The sequence below is a fragment of the Colwellia sp. KS18-150 genome, from assembly GCF_057551365.1.
In genome coordinates, this window is the sequence record NZ_BAAJMC010000004.1 from 247375 (window position 1) to 266634 (window position 19260).

The following is a 19260-nucleotide window of genomic DNA, read 5'->3' on the forward strand; positions in this document are numbered from 1 at the left end:
GTTTATTTATTATTCTTTGTTGTTTCACTTGGTTTTTGGCTACTGATTGAAGAAACAGCCTTTTTTTCAGTCAAAAACCAGTGACCATTTTCAAATATTTCGTGAGGAAAATAACGAGTTTTATAGTTCATTTTTACACATTCCTCTATTTGATAACCTAAATAGAGATAAGGTAAACCTAGCTGCTTACTATGTTCAATTTGCGTTAAAATTGAAAATACACCTAAGCCGTGAGCTTTATAATCAATATGATAAAAAGTATAAACTGCAGATAATGCGTTAGCTAAAACATCGGTAACCGCCACACAGATTAGCCTTTCTTCATCACCAACTTGGTGCCAAGTCTCTATAAAGAGTTGTTTACTAAGTTTACTGGTGAGGAAGGTTTGAAATTGCTGATAATTAGCAGGGTACATACTGCCATCTTGGTGACAATGATTTATATATCGCTCGTAAAGCGGGTAGTAAGAAGGTTTCAGCTCATTGGAGTACTTTATTATAAAATCGCGATTACGCTTTTTCGATCTTTTCTGGCTTTTAGAGCACTGAAATTCATTAACTAATACGCGTACTGATTTACAGGCATTGCAATGGGGACAATGAGGGCGATAGCTTTGATCGCCGCTACGTCTAAAGCCCTCAGACATAAGTAGGCTATAACTTTTACTATTTTGTAAGCGCTCATCCACTGCTATCAACAAGCGCTCTTCATTCTCAGAGATGTAACTACAAGGAAAGGTTTTTGTAATACCTACCTTAAAACTAGTGTCATTCATACTGCTACCATCATCACTTAGATAATTTTATTGGCAGGTTGAGCTTTAGCTCTCTAGGTTGCCAAAAATCATCAGGGACTACTTTAGTTATAGCAGTTTCTTTGCAAGCAACAAAGTCATCACGTGAAATTTCTATTGCTCCCATGTCTGCTAAAAAAGGATTGAGTAGCTGACAATCAATAAACTCAATGTCCAGAGATGCTAATAAGTTAGCAAGTGATACTAAAGCAAATTTTGACGCATTAGGCGCAGTATAAAACATTGACTCACCAGAGAAAAAGCCATTGATGGCTACGCCATATAAACCACCAACTAGAATTTTATCACCACTATCGTCATGGTTTTGCCAAACTTCAATTGAATGGGCAAAACCTAACTGGTGAAGTTGGCAATAGGCTTGCTCCATTTCATCAACAATCCAAGTATCATCATTACGAAAGGGAGCATCAGCACAGAGTTCAATGACCTCTTCAAAAGCCGTATTTAAGGTAATGTAATAAGGGGACTTTCGAATTGATTTTGCTAAGGTACGATTAACTCGTAAATTGTTTAGTTTAATGATGGCGCGTGGATCAGGTGACCACCACATAAGCGGGTCGCCTTCACTAAACCAAGGGAAAATCCCTTGTTGATAAGCTTTAATTAAGCGTTTAGGTGATAAATCACCACCTAAGGCTAATAATCCATTTGGCTCTTTTAACGCACAGTGAAGTGGCGGAAAAGCCAAATGGTGTTCATCAAGTTGATATAGCACTTTATCTTAATTAAAGCCTATTGAGCATCTAGGTAGCGCTCGGCATCTAATGCTGCCATACAACCGGCGCCAGCAGATGTGATCGCTTGACGATATATGTGATCAGCTACATCACCCGCAGCATAAATCCCTTCAACACTTGTTTGTGTTGCATTACCTTGGGTACCACTTTGAATCGTTAAATAACCATCTTTCATCTCAAGTTGGTCTTTAAATATATCAGTGTTAGGCTTGTGACCAATGGCAATAAATACACCAGCAACGTCTAGCTCTTCAGTCGCTTCAGAATTTGCATCTTTTAATCGTAAACCGGTTACGCCCATGTTATCACCTAAGACTTCATCCAAAGTGCGGTCGGTGTGTAAAACGATATTACCGTTTTTAACTTTTTCGTATAAACGATCCGTTAAAATCTTTTCACTTCTAAATGTATCACGACGATGAACTAAGTGAACTTCGCTTGCGATGTTAGATAAATATAAAGCTTCTTCAACAGCAGTATTACCACCACCGACAACAGCAACTTTTTGGTTTTTGTAAAAGAAACCATCACAGGTTGCACATGCTGAAACACCTTTACCCATAAAGGCTTCTTCAGAAGGTAAGCCTAAATATTGTGCTGATGCACCAGTACAGATGATAAGTGCATCACAAGTGTATTCGCTGCTGCCCGTTAATTTATAAGGCTTAGATGAAAAGTCTACAGATTCAATATGATCAAAGATTATTTCAGTATCAAACTTTTCAGCATGCTTTTGCATACGTTCCATCAATGCTGGACCTGTTAAATCATCTGCATCACCTGGCCAGTTTTCTACATCTGTAGTCGTGGTTAATTGACCACCTTGTTGCATACCTGTGATCATTACTGGTTTTAAATTTGCGCGGGCAGCATATACTGCTGCAGTATATCCAGCAGGGCCTGAGCCTAAAATTAGTAGAGGGCAGTGTCTTACGTCGCTCATGATTTCTCCAAGAAAAAATAATTCATTTCAATATTAATTGGGATGATAAGGAAATAAAGCAAGGGGGTAAATAACTTGTTTGTTATAAGCTAAACAAAAAAAAGAGCGCATTTTGCAAAAGTGTAAGCAAAAGTGCGCTCTTTAACTATTGTTTTAAGCAATAGTATTTAATTATGTTATGAACTACTGTGCATTTAAAGCTACTTCAGGAGCAACATAATCATAACCTAAAACATCAGCTACAGGTTTATAAGTAATTTTACCCGCAGCGACATTTAAACCCGCTAATAAATGTTCATCTTCTAATAATGCTTGTTTAGCACCTTTATTAGCGATAGTTACTGCGAATGGCATGGTAGCATTCGTTAATGCCATCGTTGACGTACGAGCAACACCACCTGGCATATTTGCGACACAGTAATGTACTACATCGTCAACAACATAAGTTGGCTCTTGGTGAGTTGTTGCTTTTGAAGTTTCAAAACAACCACCTTGATCAATAGCGACATCAACAATAACAGCGCCTTTTTTCATCATCTTGATATGTTCTTTGGTCACTAATTTTGGCGCTGCAGCACCAGGTATTAATACCGCGCCAACCACTAAATCTGCTTCAACAATTAAATTGTTCATAGCGTCAGCAGTTGAGTATACCGTTTTTAATCTTCCGTCAAACTCAGTGTCTAATTGACGTAAGCGGGGTAGTGAACGGTCTAAAATTGTCACATCTGCTCCCATACCAACAGCCATACGGGCAGCTTGTGTACCAACAACACCACCACCAATAATAAGTACTTTTGCTGGAGCAACACCCGGTACGCCACCAAGTAAAGCACCTAAACCACCTTGGGCTTTCTCTAACGCATGAGCGCCAGCTTGAATAGACATACGGCCAGCAACTTCTGACATTGGCGCTAGCAGTGGTAAGCCGCCACTTGCCGCTGTTACGGTTTCATAAGCGATACAGGTTGCGCCAGAAGCTACTAATAATTCAGTCTGTTGAGGATCTGGTGCTAAATGTAAGTAAGTAAATAAGATTTGACCTGGACGAAGCATGTTACATTCTACAGGTTGTGGTTCTTTCACCTTAATGATCATATCGGCGGTAGCAAATATTTCTGCTGCACTATCAATTATTTTTGCGCCGGCTGTAATGTATTGCTCATTATCAAAACCAATGGCTGCTCCACCGTTATTTTCAACAATCACGTCATGACCATTTACTGTTAACTCTTTCACACCTGCTGGCGTTAAACCAATGCGGTATTCGTGGTTCTTAATTTCTTTAGGTACACCTATAATCATAATAATCTCACTTATTGCTAACTCATTGTAATAGCTCGTTACCAAGCTTTATTTTATATGTGACTAGTATATTGCTAAATTATCAGAATAACCTGTCGTATATCTAGGTTCAGCGATATATAATGCTATTGTTGGTGTGTTTAATAGTTTTATATATAAGAGGTTGGTGATGGCAATAAAATCAATAGATCGAATTGATAAAAACATTCTTTTTGAATTACAAAAAAATGGTCGACTGTCTAATGTCGAATTATCCAAACGTGTTGGTTTAAGTCCAACACCTTGCCTTGAACGGGTGAAGCGTTTAGAAAAAGAGCAATACATCACTGGTTATCAAGCTAATTTAAACCCCATTAAATTAGATTTAGCTTTACTAGTGTTTGTCGAAATCACCTTAACTAAAACAAGTCCTGATGTATTTGATGATTTTGCCGCAGCAGTTCATGAACTTGATGTTATTCAAGAGTGCCATTTAGTCTCAGGTGATTTTGATTTTCTTTTAAAAACACGCGTAAAGGATATGCTCGCATATCGACAGCTTCTAGGGGACACTTTATTAAAGTTGCCAGCAGTGAGTGAAAGTAGAACCTACGTGGTAATGGATGAAATTAAATCCACTAATATGTTACCAATCAAGCGATAATTTGTTACTTTACTCTTTATAGTTTTACATTCATTTTATATGAACTTTTTCCATGGAAATTTAATTGTCTTCAGACCTTATGAAAAATACTGATGAAATCTTTGATGAATCGACCGATAGCCCGATTGATGAATCTGCTACAACTAAGCTAAGCGGCGTTCAACGTCTACTTGAAACCGGCTTACTTTTCTTTAGCGTATTTGCGATGTTTTTGATGTTAGCATTATTTAGTTTTGACGCTGCAGATCCAGGTTGGGCTCAAACAGGCTATCAAACACCAGTAAGAAATTTAGGCGGAGCAGTTGGAGCCTACCTTTCTGATTTATTACTTAATCTATTTGGCTTTCTCGCGTATACCTTACCCTTTGTTGTCGCCATTTTAGGGTGGTTGTTGTTTCAAAAATTTCACCAGCTAATGCAATTAGATTACCTGACGTTAGGCTTGAAGCTAATTGGCTTTTTTATGTTTTATTTAGGTATTACATCATTAGCGAGTATGAACTTTGATGATGTCTTTTATTTTTCTGCCGGTGGTATTTTAGGTGATGTGTTAAGTAATAGTTTTTTACCTTATTTCTCTTTCGTTGGCTCTACGCTCATTTTCGTCATGTTCACTTGTTCCGGTTTTGTTCTACTTACCGGTTTTTCTTGGTTAAATTTTATCGATAACATTGGCCGTTATACCATAGCGGGTATGGTATTCATTCAACATTTACCACGCTATATAAAAGACAAGTTTGGTGTGGCGCCTTCAGATGTTCAAATCGACGTGGAGCCAAAAGAAGAAGCTATTCAAGCTGAGAAAGCCACTAAATCTTTACCTAATATCTTTAGTACTAAGAAAGCTGAAGATAAGAAAGAAATTGAAGAGGTGATTGAGCCTTTCGTTGATATTGACGAATTAATATCAGGTCCTATCTCAGGCAATGTACAAGAGCATGTCAGTGAAACTGAAATTACTGCAGCTTTTGCGGCAGTTGAAAAAGTAAATGTTGCTGATGATAAACAAGAAAAGCGTCAACAAGCCGTTGTTAGTAGCACTGATTCTACACAAGTTAACTTGGTAGTAAATGAAGACGAGTCTTTTGAGGGGATGCCTTCTATTGATTTACTCGATAGACCGGATAAAGCTAAAAACCCAATCAATCAAGAAGAGTTAGAACAGGTAAGTCGTTTAGTGGAAGCTAAATTATTAGACTTTAAAGTCCAAGCGCAAGTGGTCGCTGTTTATCCTGGCCCTGTAATTACACGTTTTGAACTTGATTTAGCCCCAGGTATGAAAGTAAGTAAAATTACTTCTTTATCGAAAGATTTAGCAAGGGCACTTTCTGCTATTAGTGTTCGTGTCGTTGAAGTTATTCCGGGTAAGTCAGTAATCGGTCTAGAACTACCTAATAAACATCGTGAAATCGTTCACTTAAGTGAAGTTATCGCTTGTCCAGCCTTTGAAGAGTCATCTTCATCGTTAGCCATGGTTTTGGGTAAAGATATCGCTGGTGAGCCAGTGGTCGTTGATCTAGCTAAAATGCCGCATTTATTAGTAGCGGGTACTACAGGCTCGGGTAAATCTGTTGGTGTAAACACCATGATTGTTAGCTTATTGTATAAGTCAACGCCAGAAGATGTTCGCCTGATCATGATTGATCCTAAAATGCTTGAGCTTTCGGTGTATGAAGGCATTCCTCATTTACTTGCAGAAGTCGTTACTGACATGAAAGATGCCGCAAATGCATTACGCTGGTGTGTGGGTGAAATGGAGCGTCGTTATAAATTAATGTCTGCGTTAGGCGTCAGAAACCTTAAAGGCTATAACAAGAAAGTACTTGGGGCAATAGAAGCTGGAGAGCCTTTAATCGACCCAATATGGCAACCTAGCGACGGGCTCGATCAAACACCACCATTATTAGAAAAATTACCGAGTATTGTTGTTATCGTGGATGAGTTTGCTGACATGATGATGATTGTTGGTAAAAAAGTTGAAGAATTAATTGCTCGTATTGCTCAAAAAGCACGAGCGGCAGGTATTCATTTAGTGCTTGCTACGCAACGCCCTTCAGTTGATGTAATCACAGGTTTAATTAAAGCAAACATTCCAACTAGAATGGCATTCCAAGTATCGTCAGGCTTAAACTCACGTACCATACTTGATCAACAAGGTGCTGAGCAGTTATTAGGTATGGGGGATATGTTGTACCTTCCACCCGGAACCGGTGTACCAACACGCGTACATGGTGCTTTTATCGACGACCATGAGGTTCATGCAGTTGTTAATGATTGGAAACAACGTGGTGAGCCAAATTACGTTGAAGAAATTCTAGCCGGTGGTAGTGATGAAGATATGCTACTGCCAGGTGAGCAAGCGGAAGGAAGCGATGAAGAATTAGATGCTCTTTATGACGAAGCTGTTAATTTTGTTACAGAAAAGCGTCGTGTTTCTATTTCAAGTGTTCAAAGACAATTTAGAATTGGCTATAATCGTGCTGCTAGAATTGTCGAACAAATGGAAATTCAAGGTGTGGTATCTACAGCAGGGCACAATGGTGCTCGTGAAGTGCTAGCGCCGCCTCCGATTAGAGATTAATATCAAGCTTTATTAACATAGCAAGTATGACTTGCTAGATAGAATTTAAGTAGTGTATTTATGAAAAGAAAAATTTTAGCTAGCGCTTTAACCGCGTTAGCTTTTTGTTGTTTAAGCCCAAATACTTTTGCGCAAGATGGTTACACACCCAAAGCTGAAGTAGCAGTGTCTGCAAGTAAAAGTACATTGATTGCTAAATTAAAATCCTTAGCGTTTTTTACAGCCAATTTCACGCAACAGGTATTAAGCGATTCGGGTCAAATTATCGAAGAAAGTACAGGGAAGCTTGCAATCAGTAAACCTAATTTAGCTAATTGGCAGGTGTTAACGCCTGATGAGTTATCTATAGTCTCTGATGGTGAAGATGTTTGGTTTTATAATCCTTGGATTGAACAAGTCAGTATTTACTCGTTATCATCGGCAATCGCTCGTACGCCTATTTTATTGTTAACTAATAATGATCCAGCGTTATGGCAGCAGTATAATGTTGAACAACTGCCTAGTGATAAACACCAAAATACTTTTGTGATCACGGCTATAGATACGAATAGTCAAATTAAGAATTTAACGCTAGTTTTTGATGCCGAGCAATCAGGCGGTCAGTTAAATGCTTTTTCTTTTCTTGATGCTACCGGACAACTGAGTCAAATTACATTAACAGCGTTCAATCAAAAGACTTCGCCAAAACCAAGCTTGTTTAAATTTGTCATTCCTGAGGATACTCAAATAGATGATCAAAGATAATATGGTCAACACATTTTTAGCTGATAAAAAGGCTTAACTTTGACTCAAGAACATCAACAAGCAAGTTTATTATCTTTTGATGATGACTTATCTCAAACATCTGACAAAACTATAAGTGCAAACAGCCAAAAGCTCGCAGCACCTTTAGCTGCTAGGATGCGCCCGTATGATTTATCTGATTATGTTGGTCAGGAGCACATTCTAGCTGACAACTCACCATTACGGTTGAGTATTGAAGATGGTCATTGCCATTCGTTGATCTTTTGGGGCCCTCCGGGTAGTGGCAAAACCACGCTAGCAGAAATTATTGCTCATCATGTTAATGCTAAAGTCATACGATTATCTGCGGTAACTTCTGGGATCAAAGAGATCCGTACCGCCATTGAGCAGGCTAAGGTCAGAGCAAGTAACAATATTGATGATAATTTAACGGTACTTTTTGTTGATGAAGTCCATCGTTTTAATAAATCACAGCAGGATGCTTTTCTTCCGTATATTGAAGATGGCACCATTATTTTTATTGGCGCAACAACTGAGAACCCAGCTTTTGAATTAAATAAGGCCATCTTATCTAGAGCGCGTGTTTATACATTAAAAAAACTGAATGCTTCCGCATTAAGTAAAGTATTAAATCGTACAATTACCACGCTTGAAAATGAGCAAAATATTAGTATTTACCTCGATAAAGATGCCAGACAAAGTTTGTTAAATCGAGCCGATGGTGATGCTAGGCGATTACTTAATCTTTTAGAGAATTGTCTTGATAGTGTCGCTGTTGAGCAAGATAAAAAACTAATCACCGTCAAGCTAATTAGTCAGGTTGCTGGCTCTAAAGTGGCTCTTTATGATAAAGGTGGCGATGCTTTTTATGATTTAATTAGTGCATTTCATAAATCTGTTCGCGGCTCAAGTCCTGATGCGGCATTGTATTGGTATGCTAGAATTTTAACTGGTGGCGGTGACGCACTGTATGTAGCGAGAAGATTATTAGCGATTGCCAGTGAAGATATTGGTAATGCCGATCCTCGGGCCATGCAATTGGCGATAAATGCTTGGGATACTTATCATAGAGTAGGGCCAAGTGAAGGCGAAAGAGCCATAGCACAAGCTACGGTTTATTTAGCCTTAGCACCAAAAAGTAATGCAGTTTATATGGCTTTTAGTCAAGCTAAAGAGTTAGCAAAACAAACTTCTAGCCTAGATGTACCTGAGCACTTAAAAAACTCAACCAGTAACATAACCACTGAGTTAGGTCATGGTGTAGAGTATCGATACGCGCATAATGAAGTGAATGCTTTCGCAAGTGGTGAAAACTATTTCCCTGAAGCTTTAGCTAATGCTTCAGGTTATAATACTGAGTTATACCAGCCAAGCGATAGAGGTTTAGAAAAGCAGCTAAAAGAAAAGCTCGAATATCTTAATCGATTGAATCAAGAGAGTAATGAAAAACGCTATGACTAATACCGTTAGTAACTTTACATTATACGCTTTCGTAGCACTTGGCGGTGCTTGTGGTGCTAGCTTACGATTTTATATCTATCAATTAGTGCTAAATTGGTTAGGAAAAGGTTTCCCTTTTGCCACCTTGGTGGTTAATATCACAGGATCATTGGTGATGGGAACACTATATCAGCTAATTGAACATGAATTATTAGATATTCATGTTCACAGAACGTTATTAGGTATAGGTTTTTTAGGTGCTTTTACTACCTTTTCCACATTTTCGTTAGACACCTTGCTGTTATTACAACAAGGTGATGTGCTTAAAGCGGGCATTAATGTTTTATTAAATGTCTCTCTTTGTATAGCCGCTGCTGGGCTTGGGATGTATATCGTTTCAACGATAGCTAAATAAACTTATTGCTCTATGTTATATGAGTAGTAAACAAACAGATAAACAAACAGATAAACAAATTAATTTAATTTCAATCAGATAAATACGTGAATTATTATGCTCGACGCAAAACTACTTAGAACAGATTTAACAGACATCGCGACTCAACTAAGCAAACGTGGCTATACCTTAGATACTGAAAGCTTAACTGCCTTAGAAGAGCAGCGTAAAGCGATACAAATTAAAACTCAAGAATTACAAAGCGAGCGTAATAGCCGCTCTAAATCCATAGGCCAAGCTAAAGCTCGTGGTGAAGACATTGCGCCATTACTAGCAGCGGTAAGCCAATTAGGTGATGACTTAGACGCAGCCAAAGCTGAGCAAGATGAAGTACTTAGTAAAATCAATGATATCGCTAGCGCTATTCCTAACTTACTCGACTCTTCTGTACCGGAAGGGGCTGATGAAGATGATAATGTCGAAATCAAGCGTTGGGGTACACCACGTGAATTTGACTTTGAAGTAAAGGACCATGTTGATTTAGGTTTTGCTGTTGATAAAGGCTTGGATTTTGAAAGTGGTGCCAAATTAGCGGGTACTCGTTTTGCCGTTATGCGTGGAAAAATAGCGAAATTACACCGCGCGTTAGCTCAATTTATGTTGGATATGCATACTCAAGAACACGGTTATCAAGAAATGTACGTTCCTTATCTAGTTAATGCTAATTCATTGTATGGTACAGGACAATTACCAAAATTTGGTGAAGATTTATTTCATACTGATTTATCAGGGAAGAAGTTCTCTTTAATTCCTACCTCTGAAGTACCACTTACTAATATGTACAGAGATGAAATTGTTGATGAAGCAGAGTTGCCTATTAAAATGACGGCACACACTCCTTGTTTTAGAAGTGAAGCGGGCTCTGGTGGTAGAGATATCCGTGGTTTAATACGCCAACATCAATTTGATAAAGTTGAAATGGTGCAACTCGTTAAACCTGAAAACTCTTTTGATGCCCTTGATGAGCTTACAGGTCATGCTGAAGCTATATTAGAGAAACTTGAATTACCATACCGTACCATGGCGCTTTGTAGTGGTGACGTTGGTTTTAGTGCTACCAAAACTTTTGATTTAGAAGTTTGGTTACCAGCTCAACAAACTTACCGTGAGATTTCTTCTTGTTCAAATATGGGAGCTTTCCAAGCTCGTCGTATGCAAGCACGTTTTAGAAATAATGAAACCAATAAACCTGAATTACTACACACGCTTAATGGCTCAGGCTTAGCGGTAGGGCGTACATTGGTCGCTATTTTAGAAAATTACCAACAAGCTGATGGCAGTATCGATATTCCTGCAGCTTTACAGCCATACATGAATGGTTTAACCAATATATCTTAATAAAATTGGTTTAATGAACATTAAAAAAGCGTGGTATTTACCACGCTTTTTTTTGTTGCTCTTTGCAATATATTTTCACTGAACGGGTCTAATATAGCAATCCACCTTCATTAATTCATATTCAAGGAAACACCTTTTGTTACGTAGTTTTATTATCCAAGCCCTGATCTTCTTTTTAGCGTTTCAAGCGATTTCGTTTTTTCGTGAAACTAGCATGTTATCTAAAGAAGTTGAGTTAGCAACTTTTGATCCCCAAGTTATTGAAAATGTGCCAACATTGATGGGAGACACCATTAAATTAGCGGCACAAGGCAAAACTACGGTTATATATTTCTTCGCCCCTTGGTGCCAGGTTTGTCATGTCAGTATTGGTAATCTACAAGCAATATACGAGAAAAATGAATCATTAGAAGTAATAGCGGTAGCGATGGATTACTCAAGTATTGAAGAGGTAACAAACTTTACCAAAAGACACCAATTAACTTTTCCTATCGCGCTTGGTAACGAGTCGATTAAAGCTGTTTTTTCAATAAGTGGCTATCCAAGTTACTATGTTATTAGTAAAGAAAATACGATTATTGGTAAATCAATGGGGTATTCTTCTGAGCTAGGACTTTATCTCAGAGCTCTCTAACTACTTTACTAAGGATAAAGTAGTGATCTTATGTTTGTTTGTGTACACTGTGGCTTTCAATCTTTATTTATATCTTATTTTGTCTAGCTATAAGACATAAAGGCTATTTTTTATGCAAACTCAATCCGTATACATTACCGATAATTTTGATAGCGGTAATATCCGTGTTATCGATGCTAGTGATATCAGTAATATTCAATGTGAAATTAAACATGATAACCAATCTGAGTTTTTTCAATGGTTTCATTTCAAATTACAAACAGCAACTTCAAATCAAGCTGAGCGTTTAGAACATATAATACATTTAACCAATGCCGGTAAGTCTGCTTATGTTGAAGGCTGGCAAGATTATCAAGCCGTAGCCTCTTATGACAGAGAGCACTGGTTTCGTGTCCCAACGAGTTATGATGGTGAACGTTTAACTATTTCTCTAACACCAGAATATGATTCGGTGTATTTTGCATATTTCTCACCTTATAGTTACGAACGTCATCAAGATTTACTACATAATGCGCAGATGCATTTAGATTGTCAGTTACAAGTGCTAGGACAGACGCTCGATGGCCGTGATATGAGTTTATTAAAGATCGGTGAAGAAGGGGATGATAAACGTGTTATTTGGTTAACTGCACGTCAACATCCAGGAGAAACCATGGCTGAGTGGTTTATCGAAGGTTTTATCGATAGGCTACTTGATGAAGATGATGGTGTTGCTCGAGAATTATTAAACAAAGCTGTCTTTTATATTGTCCCTAATATGAATCCTGATGGCAGTGTCAGAGGTCATTTACGTACCAATGCAGTTGGTGCAAATTTAAATCGTGAATGGTTAGAGCCGACAATGGATCGCAGTCCTGAAGTTTACCTTGTTCGTGACAAGATGCTAGAAACTGGTGTTGATATGTTTTTAGATGTTCATGGTGATGAGGCTTTACCGGTTAATTTCGTCGCGGGTTGTGAAGGTGTTGTTAATTACGATGCGCGCCATAAGGCATTAGAAGATAAATTCAAAGAAATTCTGATAGCAATTACACCGGAGTTTCAAGATGAGCGTGGTTACGATAAAGATGAGCCAGGTAAAGCAAACCCTACGGTTGGCACTAACTGGGTTGGTAATCAATTTAAGTGTTTAGCTTACACTATTGAAATGCCATTTAAAGACAACGATCTTTTACCAGATTATAGTGTCGGTTGGTCAGATAGTCGCAGTAGCCTTTTAGGTCGAGATTTCCTAACGGGTATTTATCATATGGTTGATGATCTTAGATAACTGTCGCCAATAACCCTTATCAATAATAAAAAATTACAATAAAAATCAGGAGTTTTAAGTGCAAGAACTTGTCAATACTATTAATGGTTATATATGGAGCTCAGCATTAATTTATTTGTGCTTAGGCGCAGGTTTATTTTTTACTGTGCTAACTCGCTTTGTGCAAATACGCCAGTTTTCAGAAATGTGGCGTTTATTAATATCAGGGAGAAGCTCAGAGCAAGGTATATCATCTTTTCAAGCCTTAGCCGTATCATTATCAGGGCGTGTGGGTGCTGGTAATATTGCTGGTGTTGCTGCTGCCATTGGTTTTGGTGGCCCTGGCGCAGTTTTTTGGATGTGGATTGTTGCTTTTTTTGGTGCTGCAACTGCTTACATAGAATCAACCAATGCTCAAATTTACAAAGAAGAACACGATGGTAAGTATCATGGTGGTCCAGCGTATTACATTGAAAAAGCTATGGGACAGAAGTGGTATGCATGGTGTTTTGCTATTGCAACAATACTAGCGACTGGGGTTTTACTACCAACAGTGCAGTCTAATACTATTGGAACTGCAGTAGAGCAAGTTTTTTCAAACAGTGGTAGTGTTGATACGGCTATTGGCGTTATTAGCTACGCTAAACTTTATACTGCTACAGGTATTGTTTTATTGTTAGGTTTTATCATTTTTGGTGGAATTAAACGTATTGCTAACTTCACGCAAGTTGTAGTGCCATTTATGGCTTTAGCATACATACTTATTTCATTAATTATTATTGGTTTAAATATTACCCAATTACCTAACGCTTTCATGCTGATTATCGGTGATGCATTCACTCCGATGGCAGGTTTTGGTGCCGCGATAGGTTGGGGTGTTAAACGCGGTGTTTATTCAAATGAAGCAGGCCAAGGTACAGGACCTCATGCAGCAGCTGCTGCTGAAGTAGACCATCCGGCTCAACAAGGTTTAGTACAATCGTTTTCTGTCTATATTGATACCTTGTTTGTTTGTTCAGCAACGGCCTTTATGATAATTATTACCGGAACGTTTAATGTTCATGGCGCTGGTGATACGTTTATCATTCAAAATGTAGCAGGTAACATCGCTGCTAGTGGCCCTGAATTTACACAGTTAGCGGTTGATAGTGTATTTACTGGTGTGGGTAAACCTTTTGTGGCACTTGCTTTATTCTTCTTTGCTTTCACTACGATATTGGCTTATTACTTTATTGCTGAAAATAATATTTACTATATTAAACGTACTTTTAACATTCCTGGTGCGGTCTTTATGCTTAAAGTCGTTATTATGGCAGCAACATTTTACGGTACTATCAAGGCCGCAAATATAGCTTGGGGGCTTGGTGATATTGGTGTTGGATTAATGGCTTGGTTAAACATTGTCGGTATTATTATTATCTTCTTTATGTCAAAACCTGCAATTAAAGCATTACAGGATTATGAGCAACAACAAAAAACTGGTGTAGATAAATATACATTTGATCCTAAAGCTTTAGGAATCGAAGGTGCAACTTTTTGGGAAGAGCGACTCGATAAATCAAAGCAAAATGAGACTAATAACGCTTAACGCAATATTTATAATAAAAAACGTCCATCAGGACGTTTTTTTTTGCCTGAAAAAGGGTAGAATATTTGCCATTAAATTAACCACAAAAAGTTCATAGCATGGCTGTTATTAAGTGCCCTAGTTGTAAAAACAAGATTTCAGATAAAGCAAAACAATGTAGTCATTGTAATCTCGCGTTAACCGAGCTTGATGCCGATAAAATGGAAAGCATAAATAGAATTAATCGTATTAATCAAGGGCAAAGATTAATGAATTATTCATTTGTTGCCATGTTGTTATTTTGTGGCGGATTTTTATTTATGTTTTGGGATAATGTTGAACAAGGAACTTGGCAACATAACCTAGCTATGTTTAGTTCGGTTATTGGTTTTATTTTATATATTATTATCCGCATTAAATTGCTTTTCTTTAAACGCCAGAAGTAGGAACACAATGAACTTATCGAATACTATCGAACATATGCCTCAAGAGATGTACTTACGCTTAAAGTGTGCAGCAGAGACAGGGAAGTGGCCTGAAGGTACTGTTGTGGATAAGCAACAAAGAGATACCGCTTTACAATTAATTATGGCCTATCAAGCTCATCATTTAGACAGTGATGATATGCTGACAATCGGCAGTGATGGCAATATTGTTAATAAGAACAAGCGCCAATTAAAAGCTGAGTTTTCTAGTGCTGAACAAGAAAAGCCAATCACTCCATGTGTAAAACCAGACATTGCACACTTTACAGATATTTAACTAAGTAACAATTAACGTCTTGTTAAAATAATTATCACCATTTAACGTTAACCAATAATAAAAACAGCCTTATGATTTTCTCTCGTTTATTTAATACAAAAAACAAATGGCAAGCCAAAGACATTAATGTTCGAATTGCTGCAATTAATGAAGATCTTAGCGTGAGTAATGCTGAGGAAAAAACAGTATTACTGTCTTTGCTTAACACTGATAGCAATGAACTAGTACGACGTGCGGCATTATTAAAACTAAATGATTTTGATACCTATGTGTTAACAAGTAGCAACAATGATAACAGTGCTGTTAAAAAATTCTCCTATGCTCAAGTTGAGTTAATAGTATCAAATCAGCATGATATAAAACTATCTGATAGCGTTAAACATAAATTCATACAAGAATGTTCAAGTAAAGAGTTACTTGAACATTGGTTAGGACAAGAGCAAGATCCTGAATTGGTGGTTAAATTATATAAACAAGTCAGTTTGAATAAAAACGCTGCTCATCTTTTCACACAAGTATTTGGTCAAAAGCAAACGACAGCAATTCAATTACAGTTGCTGAATGTTGATGTGCCTGAACTTACAGAAGTTGCCTTTTTAAATAAATTAATAAAAAAATCTGCATCAGATGAAGTGAAGTCGTTACTTGAAAAAATATTAAGTGAGGTTGTTGACGCACAAGAAAAGCCGAAGAAACTTCAAAAGGGGCTTCAGCTTACCTTATCAAAATTATTAGCACTGAAAGACGTGACGGATTATGAGCAATACCTTGAAAAACGTCATGCACTTGTGGAGCAATGGCAAAATGATATTGGCGAAATTTCCTGTTTAGATGCTGAACAACAAGTATTATTAACGCAGAAATATGACAAAATATGTGAGCAATTAACACAGTTATTTGCCTCTAAAGCTGAATTATTTCAACAAGATAAAATTGCACAGCAGTTAGTAAAGGCTAAACAGGCTAGTTTAGCTGATTTTACTGCTAGCATTGAAAACATGAATCGCGTACTTACAACGGCTGTATTCGAAGATGAAACTTTAGACGAGCAAGAATTCACTCAGCAGTTAACTACCATTGAAAACAATATTCGCGCCAGTGTCTTAAATGAACAAGAGCAAGCCAAATTTTTAGCGTTACTTGCAGACCTTGCCAAACGTTTAACACAGCTACCTGAAATAGCACGTTCAGTTACAGACGCCACTCATTTAATCTCAAAGATTTCTCAGTTATCCTTACCACAAGCGCTTTGTGATCTTAATGATCGTCAAACTACTTATAATCAATGGTTATCACAATGGAACATAGTTCAGAAGAAAGCGCTTGGCGTTTTACCTCAATCAATAGTCGATGCGCACTCAGAAATAACAACAAGCTGGCAACAGGGGCTTAAACCATTACAAATTGAGCAAAAGCAGTTGTTTTCACAAACCAAGAAAAAGTTAATTGATGTAAAACGTTTACTTAACAATGGTAAATATAAAGTATGCTTTGGGCTATTTAAAGGCATCAAACAATCTGTGCCAATGCTTTCAACTAATCAGCAACAACAGATACAACGTGATTTCGAGCAAGTAAGTGAAAAAATTGCTGATATCAGCGATTGGGAACATTATATTGCTACACCTCGTAAACAAGAGTTACTTGAAAAAGTAACTCAATTAGTTAAAACCCCTTTAGATAATCCTAACGAACAAGCTGTGCAGGTAAAGAATTATCGTAAGACATGGAATTCATTAGGGCATGCAGATGAAGAGGTTGATAAAGAATTAAATGAAAAATTTAATCAGGCCTGTGAGCAAGCCTTTGCACCTTGTCGATTGTTTTATGCAGAGCAAGATAAGTTACGTGGTCAACATTTAGTTGAACGTAAAAAGCTTATTGAACAAGCGAAAACCATCGCTAATCAATTTGAAGAAAATAGTCAGAAAGAACTTTCTGCTGATGGTAAAGGAGCAAGTTATAAAGAGCTTGATGGTCAACTAAATAAGTTGCAACAAAGCTGGAATCAAGCAGGAGAGGTTGATCGAATAGACTACCAACCATTACAGCAAACATTTAAGCAAACGCTCCAGCCATTAAAGTCGGCCATCCATAACTTTCATGACGCTAATAGCAGTTTAAAACAAACCTTGATTAAGCAAGCCGAACAAGAGTTAGTAACGGAAGATATTTATCAAGCGATTGAAAATGTAAAAAAACTTCAACAACAATGGCGAAGCGTAGGATTTGCAGGCTCACGTCAAGAAAATAAGCTTTGGCAGGAATTTAGAAAAGTAAATGACGAAATATTTGCTAAACGTGAGCAAGTTAAATCAGCTCAGCAACAAGCGCAAATAGAAATTAACGATCAATTCAGCCAATCTTTAGAATCGATAGTCACTCAGCTCGGTGCAACAACGGATAAAACAATGCTCAACCAAGCTAAAGATGAAGCTGAGCAGTTACGTTCAAACGTTATTGCTCAAAAACCTGTTAATAAGGCTATTGTACAAAAAGTTGAATCCTTTATTAACAGCATCAATAAACAGCTTGAAATAATTACCCAACAAGAGGGTAAGAAAAGTTGGCGTAGTCTGTTTGTGTTATTAAAGTTGATTGCTAATAGTGAGAGCAATGAGTTATTGAATTCAATAAATGATATGGCTGAATTCAATCAATTAACTAGCTTTTGGCAAAAACGTATTCAAGAGCAGCTAAACCTAGCAACTCAAACTGCCACTGATGAACGACTGTCGAAAACGTTAGCGATAGAGATATTAGCTAAGGCTGAATCACCAATAGAGTTTGCTCAACAACGTATGGTTGTGCAAGTACAATTAATGCAAGAGCAGATGCAGTCTGGCAATGATATTGATTTAAGCAAAGAGTTAGTTTCATGGTTAAAACTAGGTAAATTAAGCAGTGATGACGTATCACTGTTAGGGCGACTAGAAACTATTTTTGTTGACTAACATGCTCTCCTGCAGAGGGGGGCGTCCATCCGCCATCCTCTGTAATTAACATGGTTTAATATTCATTCTAATCAAGATTTGTTAACTCACCGCGTAAGCTTAATTGCATTAATTGGCATATTTCTTCATAACTCAATTCTTGGCTCAATAAATAATGCAGCTTAGTTAATGCAGCCTCTAGAGTCATATCATGACCACTGATAACACCTGCTTGGCTCAAAGCATTTCCTGTTGCATAGCCAGACATATTCACAGTGCCTTTAATACATTGACTGCAATTAACCACCACAATCTTTTGCTCTTTAGCCTTAGTAAGACAAGCGAGTAAAGCGTTATCTTGAGGGGCATTTCCTACGCCATAACTACGCAATATTAACGCCTTTACCGGTTGGCGGATAACATTATCAATAACATCACTACTAATGCCTGGATATAAATGAACAACACCTATAGGTTGAGGGGTTATATCACGTACTATCACTGGCTTTTGAAGTTCAATACAAGATGATACTTGACCTGCGCCAATTGTAATATTAATACCAGCCTCGAGTAATGGCGGCATATTGGGAGAGTCAAAAGCATCGAAACCATCGGCATAAGCTTTGATAGAGCGATTACCTCGATAGAGTTTATTATTGAAAAATAAACCAACCTCGTTAATCGGGTAACTGGCTGCTATGTATAATGAGTTTAATACATTCACTTGCCCATCTGAGCGTAATTGACTCAAGGGGATCTGTGAGCCAGTGACGATAATCGGCTTAGTTAAGTTTTCAAACATAAATGATAATGCTGAGCTAGTATATGCCATGGTATCTGTGCCATGTAATACAACAAAGCCATCGTATTTTTCATAATTTTCTTTAATATCATCGGCTATTCTTTGCCAATCATTTGGCGTCATATTCGATGAGTCGATTAATGGTTGATATTCATTAATCGTAAAATCAGGCATTTCTTCACGATGAAACTCTGGCAAAGCTTTGATTGAGGCCGTTAAATGTCCTTCATCAGGTACATAACCTTCATGGCTTTTTTTCATGCCGATGGTGCCGCCTGTATAGGCGACATAAATATTTTTTCTGTTGGTCATA

At 37.6% G+C, this 19260-nt stretch carries 17 protein-coding genes; 12 read left to right on the top strand and 5 right to left on the bottom strand.

From position 1 onward, the window contains the following. Positions 1–2 precede the first annotated feature (2 nt). The 4 genes from AC27IF_RS08540 to ald form a co-directional block, all read right to left on the bottom strand. Positions 3–776, bottom strand: a complete 774-nt coding sequence (locus tag AC27IF_RS08540) for an arginyltransferase (protein WP_487053635.1) — start codon at positions 774–776, stop codon at positions 3–5. A 13-nt stretch (positions 777–789) separates the two neighbouring features. After that, positions 790–1530, bottom strand: a complete 741-nt coding sequence (gene aat / locus AC27IF_RS08545) for a leucyl/phenylalanyl-tRNA--protein transferase (RefSeq protein ID WP_487053637.1) — start codon at positions 1528–1530, stop codon at positions 790–792. Between the two features lie 17 nt (positions 1531–1547). Continuing rightward, positions 1548–2495, bottom strand: a complete 948-nt coding sequence (trxB, locus tag AC27IF_RS08550) for a thioredoxin-disulfide reductase (RefSeq protein WP_487053639.1) — start codon at positions 2493–2495, stop codon at positions 1548–1550. Between the two features lie 183 nt (positions 2496–2678). Further along, positions 2679–3800, bottom strand: coding sequence for an alanine dehydrogenase (gene ald / locus AC27IF_RS08555; protein ID WP_487053641.1), 1122 nt, complete (start codon positions 3798–3800; stop codon positions 2679–2681). A 169-nt stretch (positions 3801–3969) separates the two neighbouring features. Here ald and lrp point away from each other — a divergent pair, with 169 nt between their 5' ends. From lrp to AC27IF_RS08615, 12 genes are all read left to right on the top strand, one after another. Further along, entirely contained in the window at positions 3970–4443 is a 474-nt protein-coding gene (gene lrp / locus AC27IF_RS08560; protein WP_487053643.1) for a leucine-responsive transcriptional regulator Lrp, read from the top strand. A gap of 64 nt (positions 4444–4507) precedes the next feature. Continuing rightward, on the top strand, positions 4508–7024 hold the full coding sequence (locus tag AC27IF_RS08565) for a DNA translocase FtsK (protein WP_487053645.1): 2517 nt from the start codon (positions 4508–4510) through the stop codon (positions 7022–7024). Positions 7025–7084: 60 nt separating this feature from the next. Beyond that, entirely contained in the window at positions 7085–7768 is a 684-nt protein-coding gene (gene lolA, locus AC27IF_RS08570; protein ID WP_487053646.1) for an outer membrane lipoprotein periplasmic chaperone LolA, read from the top strand. A gap of 156 nt (positions 7769–7924) precedes the next feature. Then, complete coding sequence (locus AC27IF_RS08575) at positions 7925–9229, top strand: replication-associated recombination protein A (protein ID WP_487053704.1); 1305 nt, start codon at positions 7925–7927, stop codon at positions 9227–9229. Then, positions 9222–9623 carry a fluoride efflux transporter CrcB gene (gene crcB, locus AC27IF_RS08580; protein ID WP_487053647.1) on the top strand — a complete coding sequence of 134 codons (402 nt, stop codon included), beginning with the start codon at positions 9222–9224 and terminating at the stop codon, positions 9621–9623. The genes AC27IF_RS08575 and crcB overlap by 8 nt, the downstream gene beginning before the upstream one ends. 96 nt (positions 9624–9719) lie before the next feature. Beyond that, positions 9720–11000 carry a serine--tRNA ligase gene (gene serS / locus AC27IF_RS08585; protein WP_487053648.1) on the top strand — a complete coding sequence of 427 codons (1281 nt, stop codon included), beginning with the start codon at positions 9720–9722 and terminating at the stop codon, positions 10998–11000. Positions 11001–11136: 136 nt separating this feature from the next. Continuing rightward, entirely contained in the window at positions 11137–11634 is a 498-nt protein-coding gene (locus AC27IF_RS08590; protein WP_487053649.1) for a TlpA family protein disulfide reductase, read from the top strand. 112 nt (positions 11635–11746) lie between these two features. Continuing rightward, complete coding sequence (locus AC27IF_RS08595; RefSeq protein ID WP_487053650.1) at positions 11747–12904, top strand: M14 family metallopeptidase; 1158 nt, start codon at positions 11747–11749, stop codon at positions 12902–12904. 58 nt (positions 12905–12962) lie between these two features. Continuing rightward, the gene (locus AC27IF_RS08600) at positions 12963–14471 is read left to right on the top strand and encodes an alanine/glycine:cation symporter family protein (protein ID WP_487053652.1); all 1509 of its coding nucleotides are present in this window, start codon (positions 12963–12965) and stop codon (positions 14469–14471) included. A gap of 98 nt (positions 14472–14569) precedes the next feature. Beyond that, positions 14570–14896 carry a hypothetical protein gene (locus AC27IF_RS08605; RefSeq protein WP_487053653.1) on the top strand — a complete coding sequence of 109 codons (327 nt, stop codon included), beginning with the start codon at positions 14570–14572 and terminating at the stop codon, positions 14894–14896. Positions 14897–14903: 7 nt separating this feature from the next. Next, on the top strand, positions 14904–15212 hold the full coding sequence (locus tag AC27IF_RS08610; protein WP_487053654.1) for a YeaC family protein: 309 nt from the start codon (positions 14904–14906) through the stop codon (positions 15210–15212). Positions 15213–15283: 71 nt separating this feature from the next. Then, complete coding sequence (locus tag AC27IF_RS08615) at positions 15284–18166, top strand: DUF349 domain-containing protein (RefSeq protein ID WP_487053656.1); 2883 nt, start codon at positions 15284–15286, stop codon at positions 18164–18166. Positions 18167–18233: 67 nt separating this feature from the next. Here the strand turns inward: AC27IF_RS08615 and ansA are convergent, their stop codons facing one another. Continuing rightward, on the bottom strand, positions 18234–19259 hold the full coding sequence (gene ansA / locus AC27IF_RS08620; RefSeq protein WP_487053658.1) for an asparaginase: 1026 nt from the start codon (positions 19257–19259) through the stop codon (positions 18234–18236). Between the last annotated feature and the right edge of the window lies 1 nt (position 19260).

Bases quoted from the DNA above. Each gene is read 5' to 3' on its own strand.
- lolA (WP_487053646.1), top strand. From the start codon at position 7,085: ATGAAAAGAAAAATTTTAGCTAGCGCTTTAACCGCGTTAGCTTTTTGT.
- crcB (WP_487053647.1), top strand. From the start codon at position 9,222: ATGACTAATACCGTTAGTAACTTTACATTATACGCTTTCGTAGCACTT.
- AC27IF_RS08615 (WP_487053656.1), top strand. From the start codon at position 15,284: ATGATTTTCTCTCGTTTATTTAATACAAAAAACAAATGGCAAGCCAAA.
- AC27IF_RS08610 (WP_487053654.1), top strand. From the start codon at position 14,904: ATGAACTTATCGAATACTATCGAACATATGCCTCAAGAGATGTACTTA.
- AC27IF_RS08540 (WP_487053635.1), bottom strand. From the start codon at position 776: ATGAATGACACTAGTTTTAAGGTAGGTATTACAAAAACCTTTCCTTGT.
- AC27IF_RS08605 (WP_487053653.1), top strand. From the start codon at position 14,570: ATGGCTGTTATTAAGTGCCCTAGTTGTAAAAACAAGATTTCAGATAAA.
- serS (WP_487053648.1), top strand. From the start codon at position 9,720: ATGCTCGACGCAAAACTACTTAGAACAGATTTAACAGACATCGCGACT.
- ansA (WP_487053658.1), bottom strand. From the start codon at position 19,259: ATGACCAACAGAAAAAATATTTATGTCGCCTATACAGGCGGCACCATC.
- ald (WP_487053641.1), bottom strand. From the start codon at position 3,800: ATGATTATAGGTGTACCTAAAGAAATTAAGAACCACGAATACCGCATT.
- AC27IF_RS08575 (WP_487053704.1), top strand. From the start codon at position 7,925: ATGCGCCCGTATGATTTATCTGATTATGTTGGTCAGGAGCACATTCTA.
- trxB (WP_487053639.1), bottom strand. From the start codon at position 2,495: ATGAGCGACGTAAGACACTGCCCTCTACTAATTTTAGGCTCAGGCCCT.
- AC27IF_RS08595 (WP_487053650.1), top strand. From the start codon at position 11,747: ATGCAAACTCAATCCGTATACATTACCGATAATTTTGATAGCGGTAAT.
- lrp (WP_487053643.1), top strand. From the start codon at position 3,970: ATGGCAATAAAATCAATAGATCGAATTGATAAAAACATTCTTTTTGAA.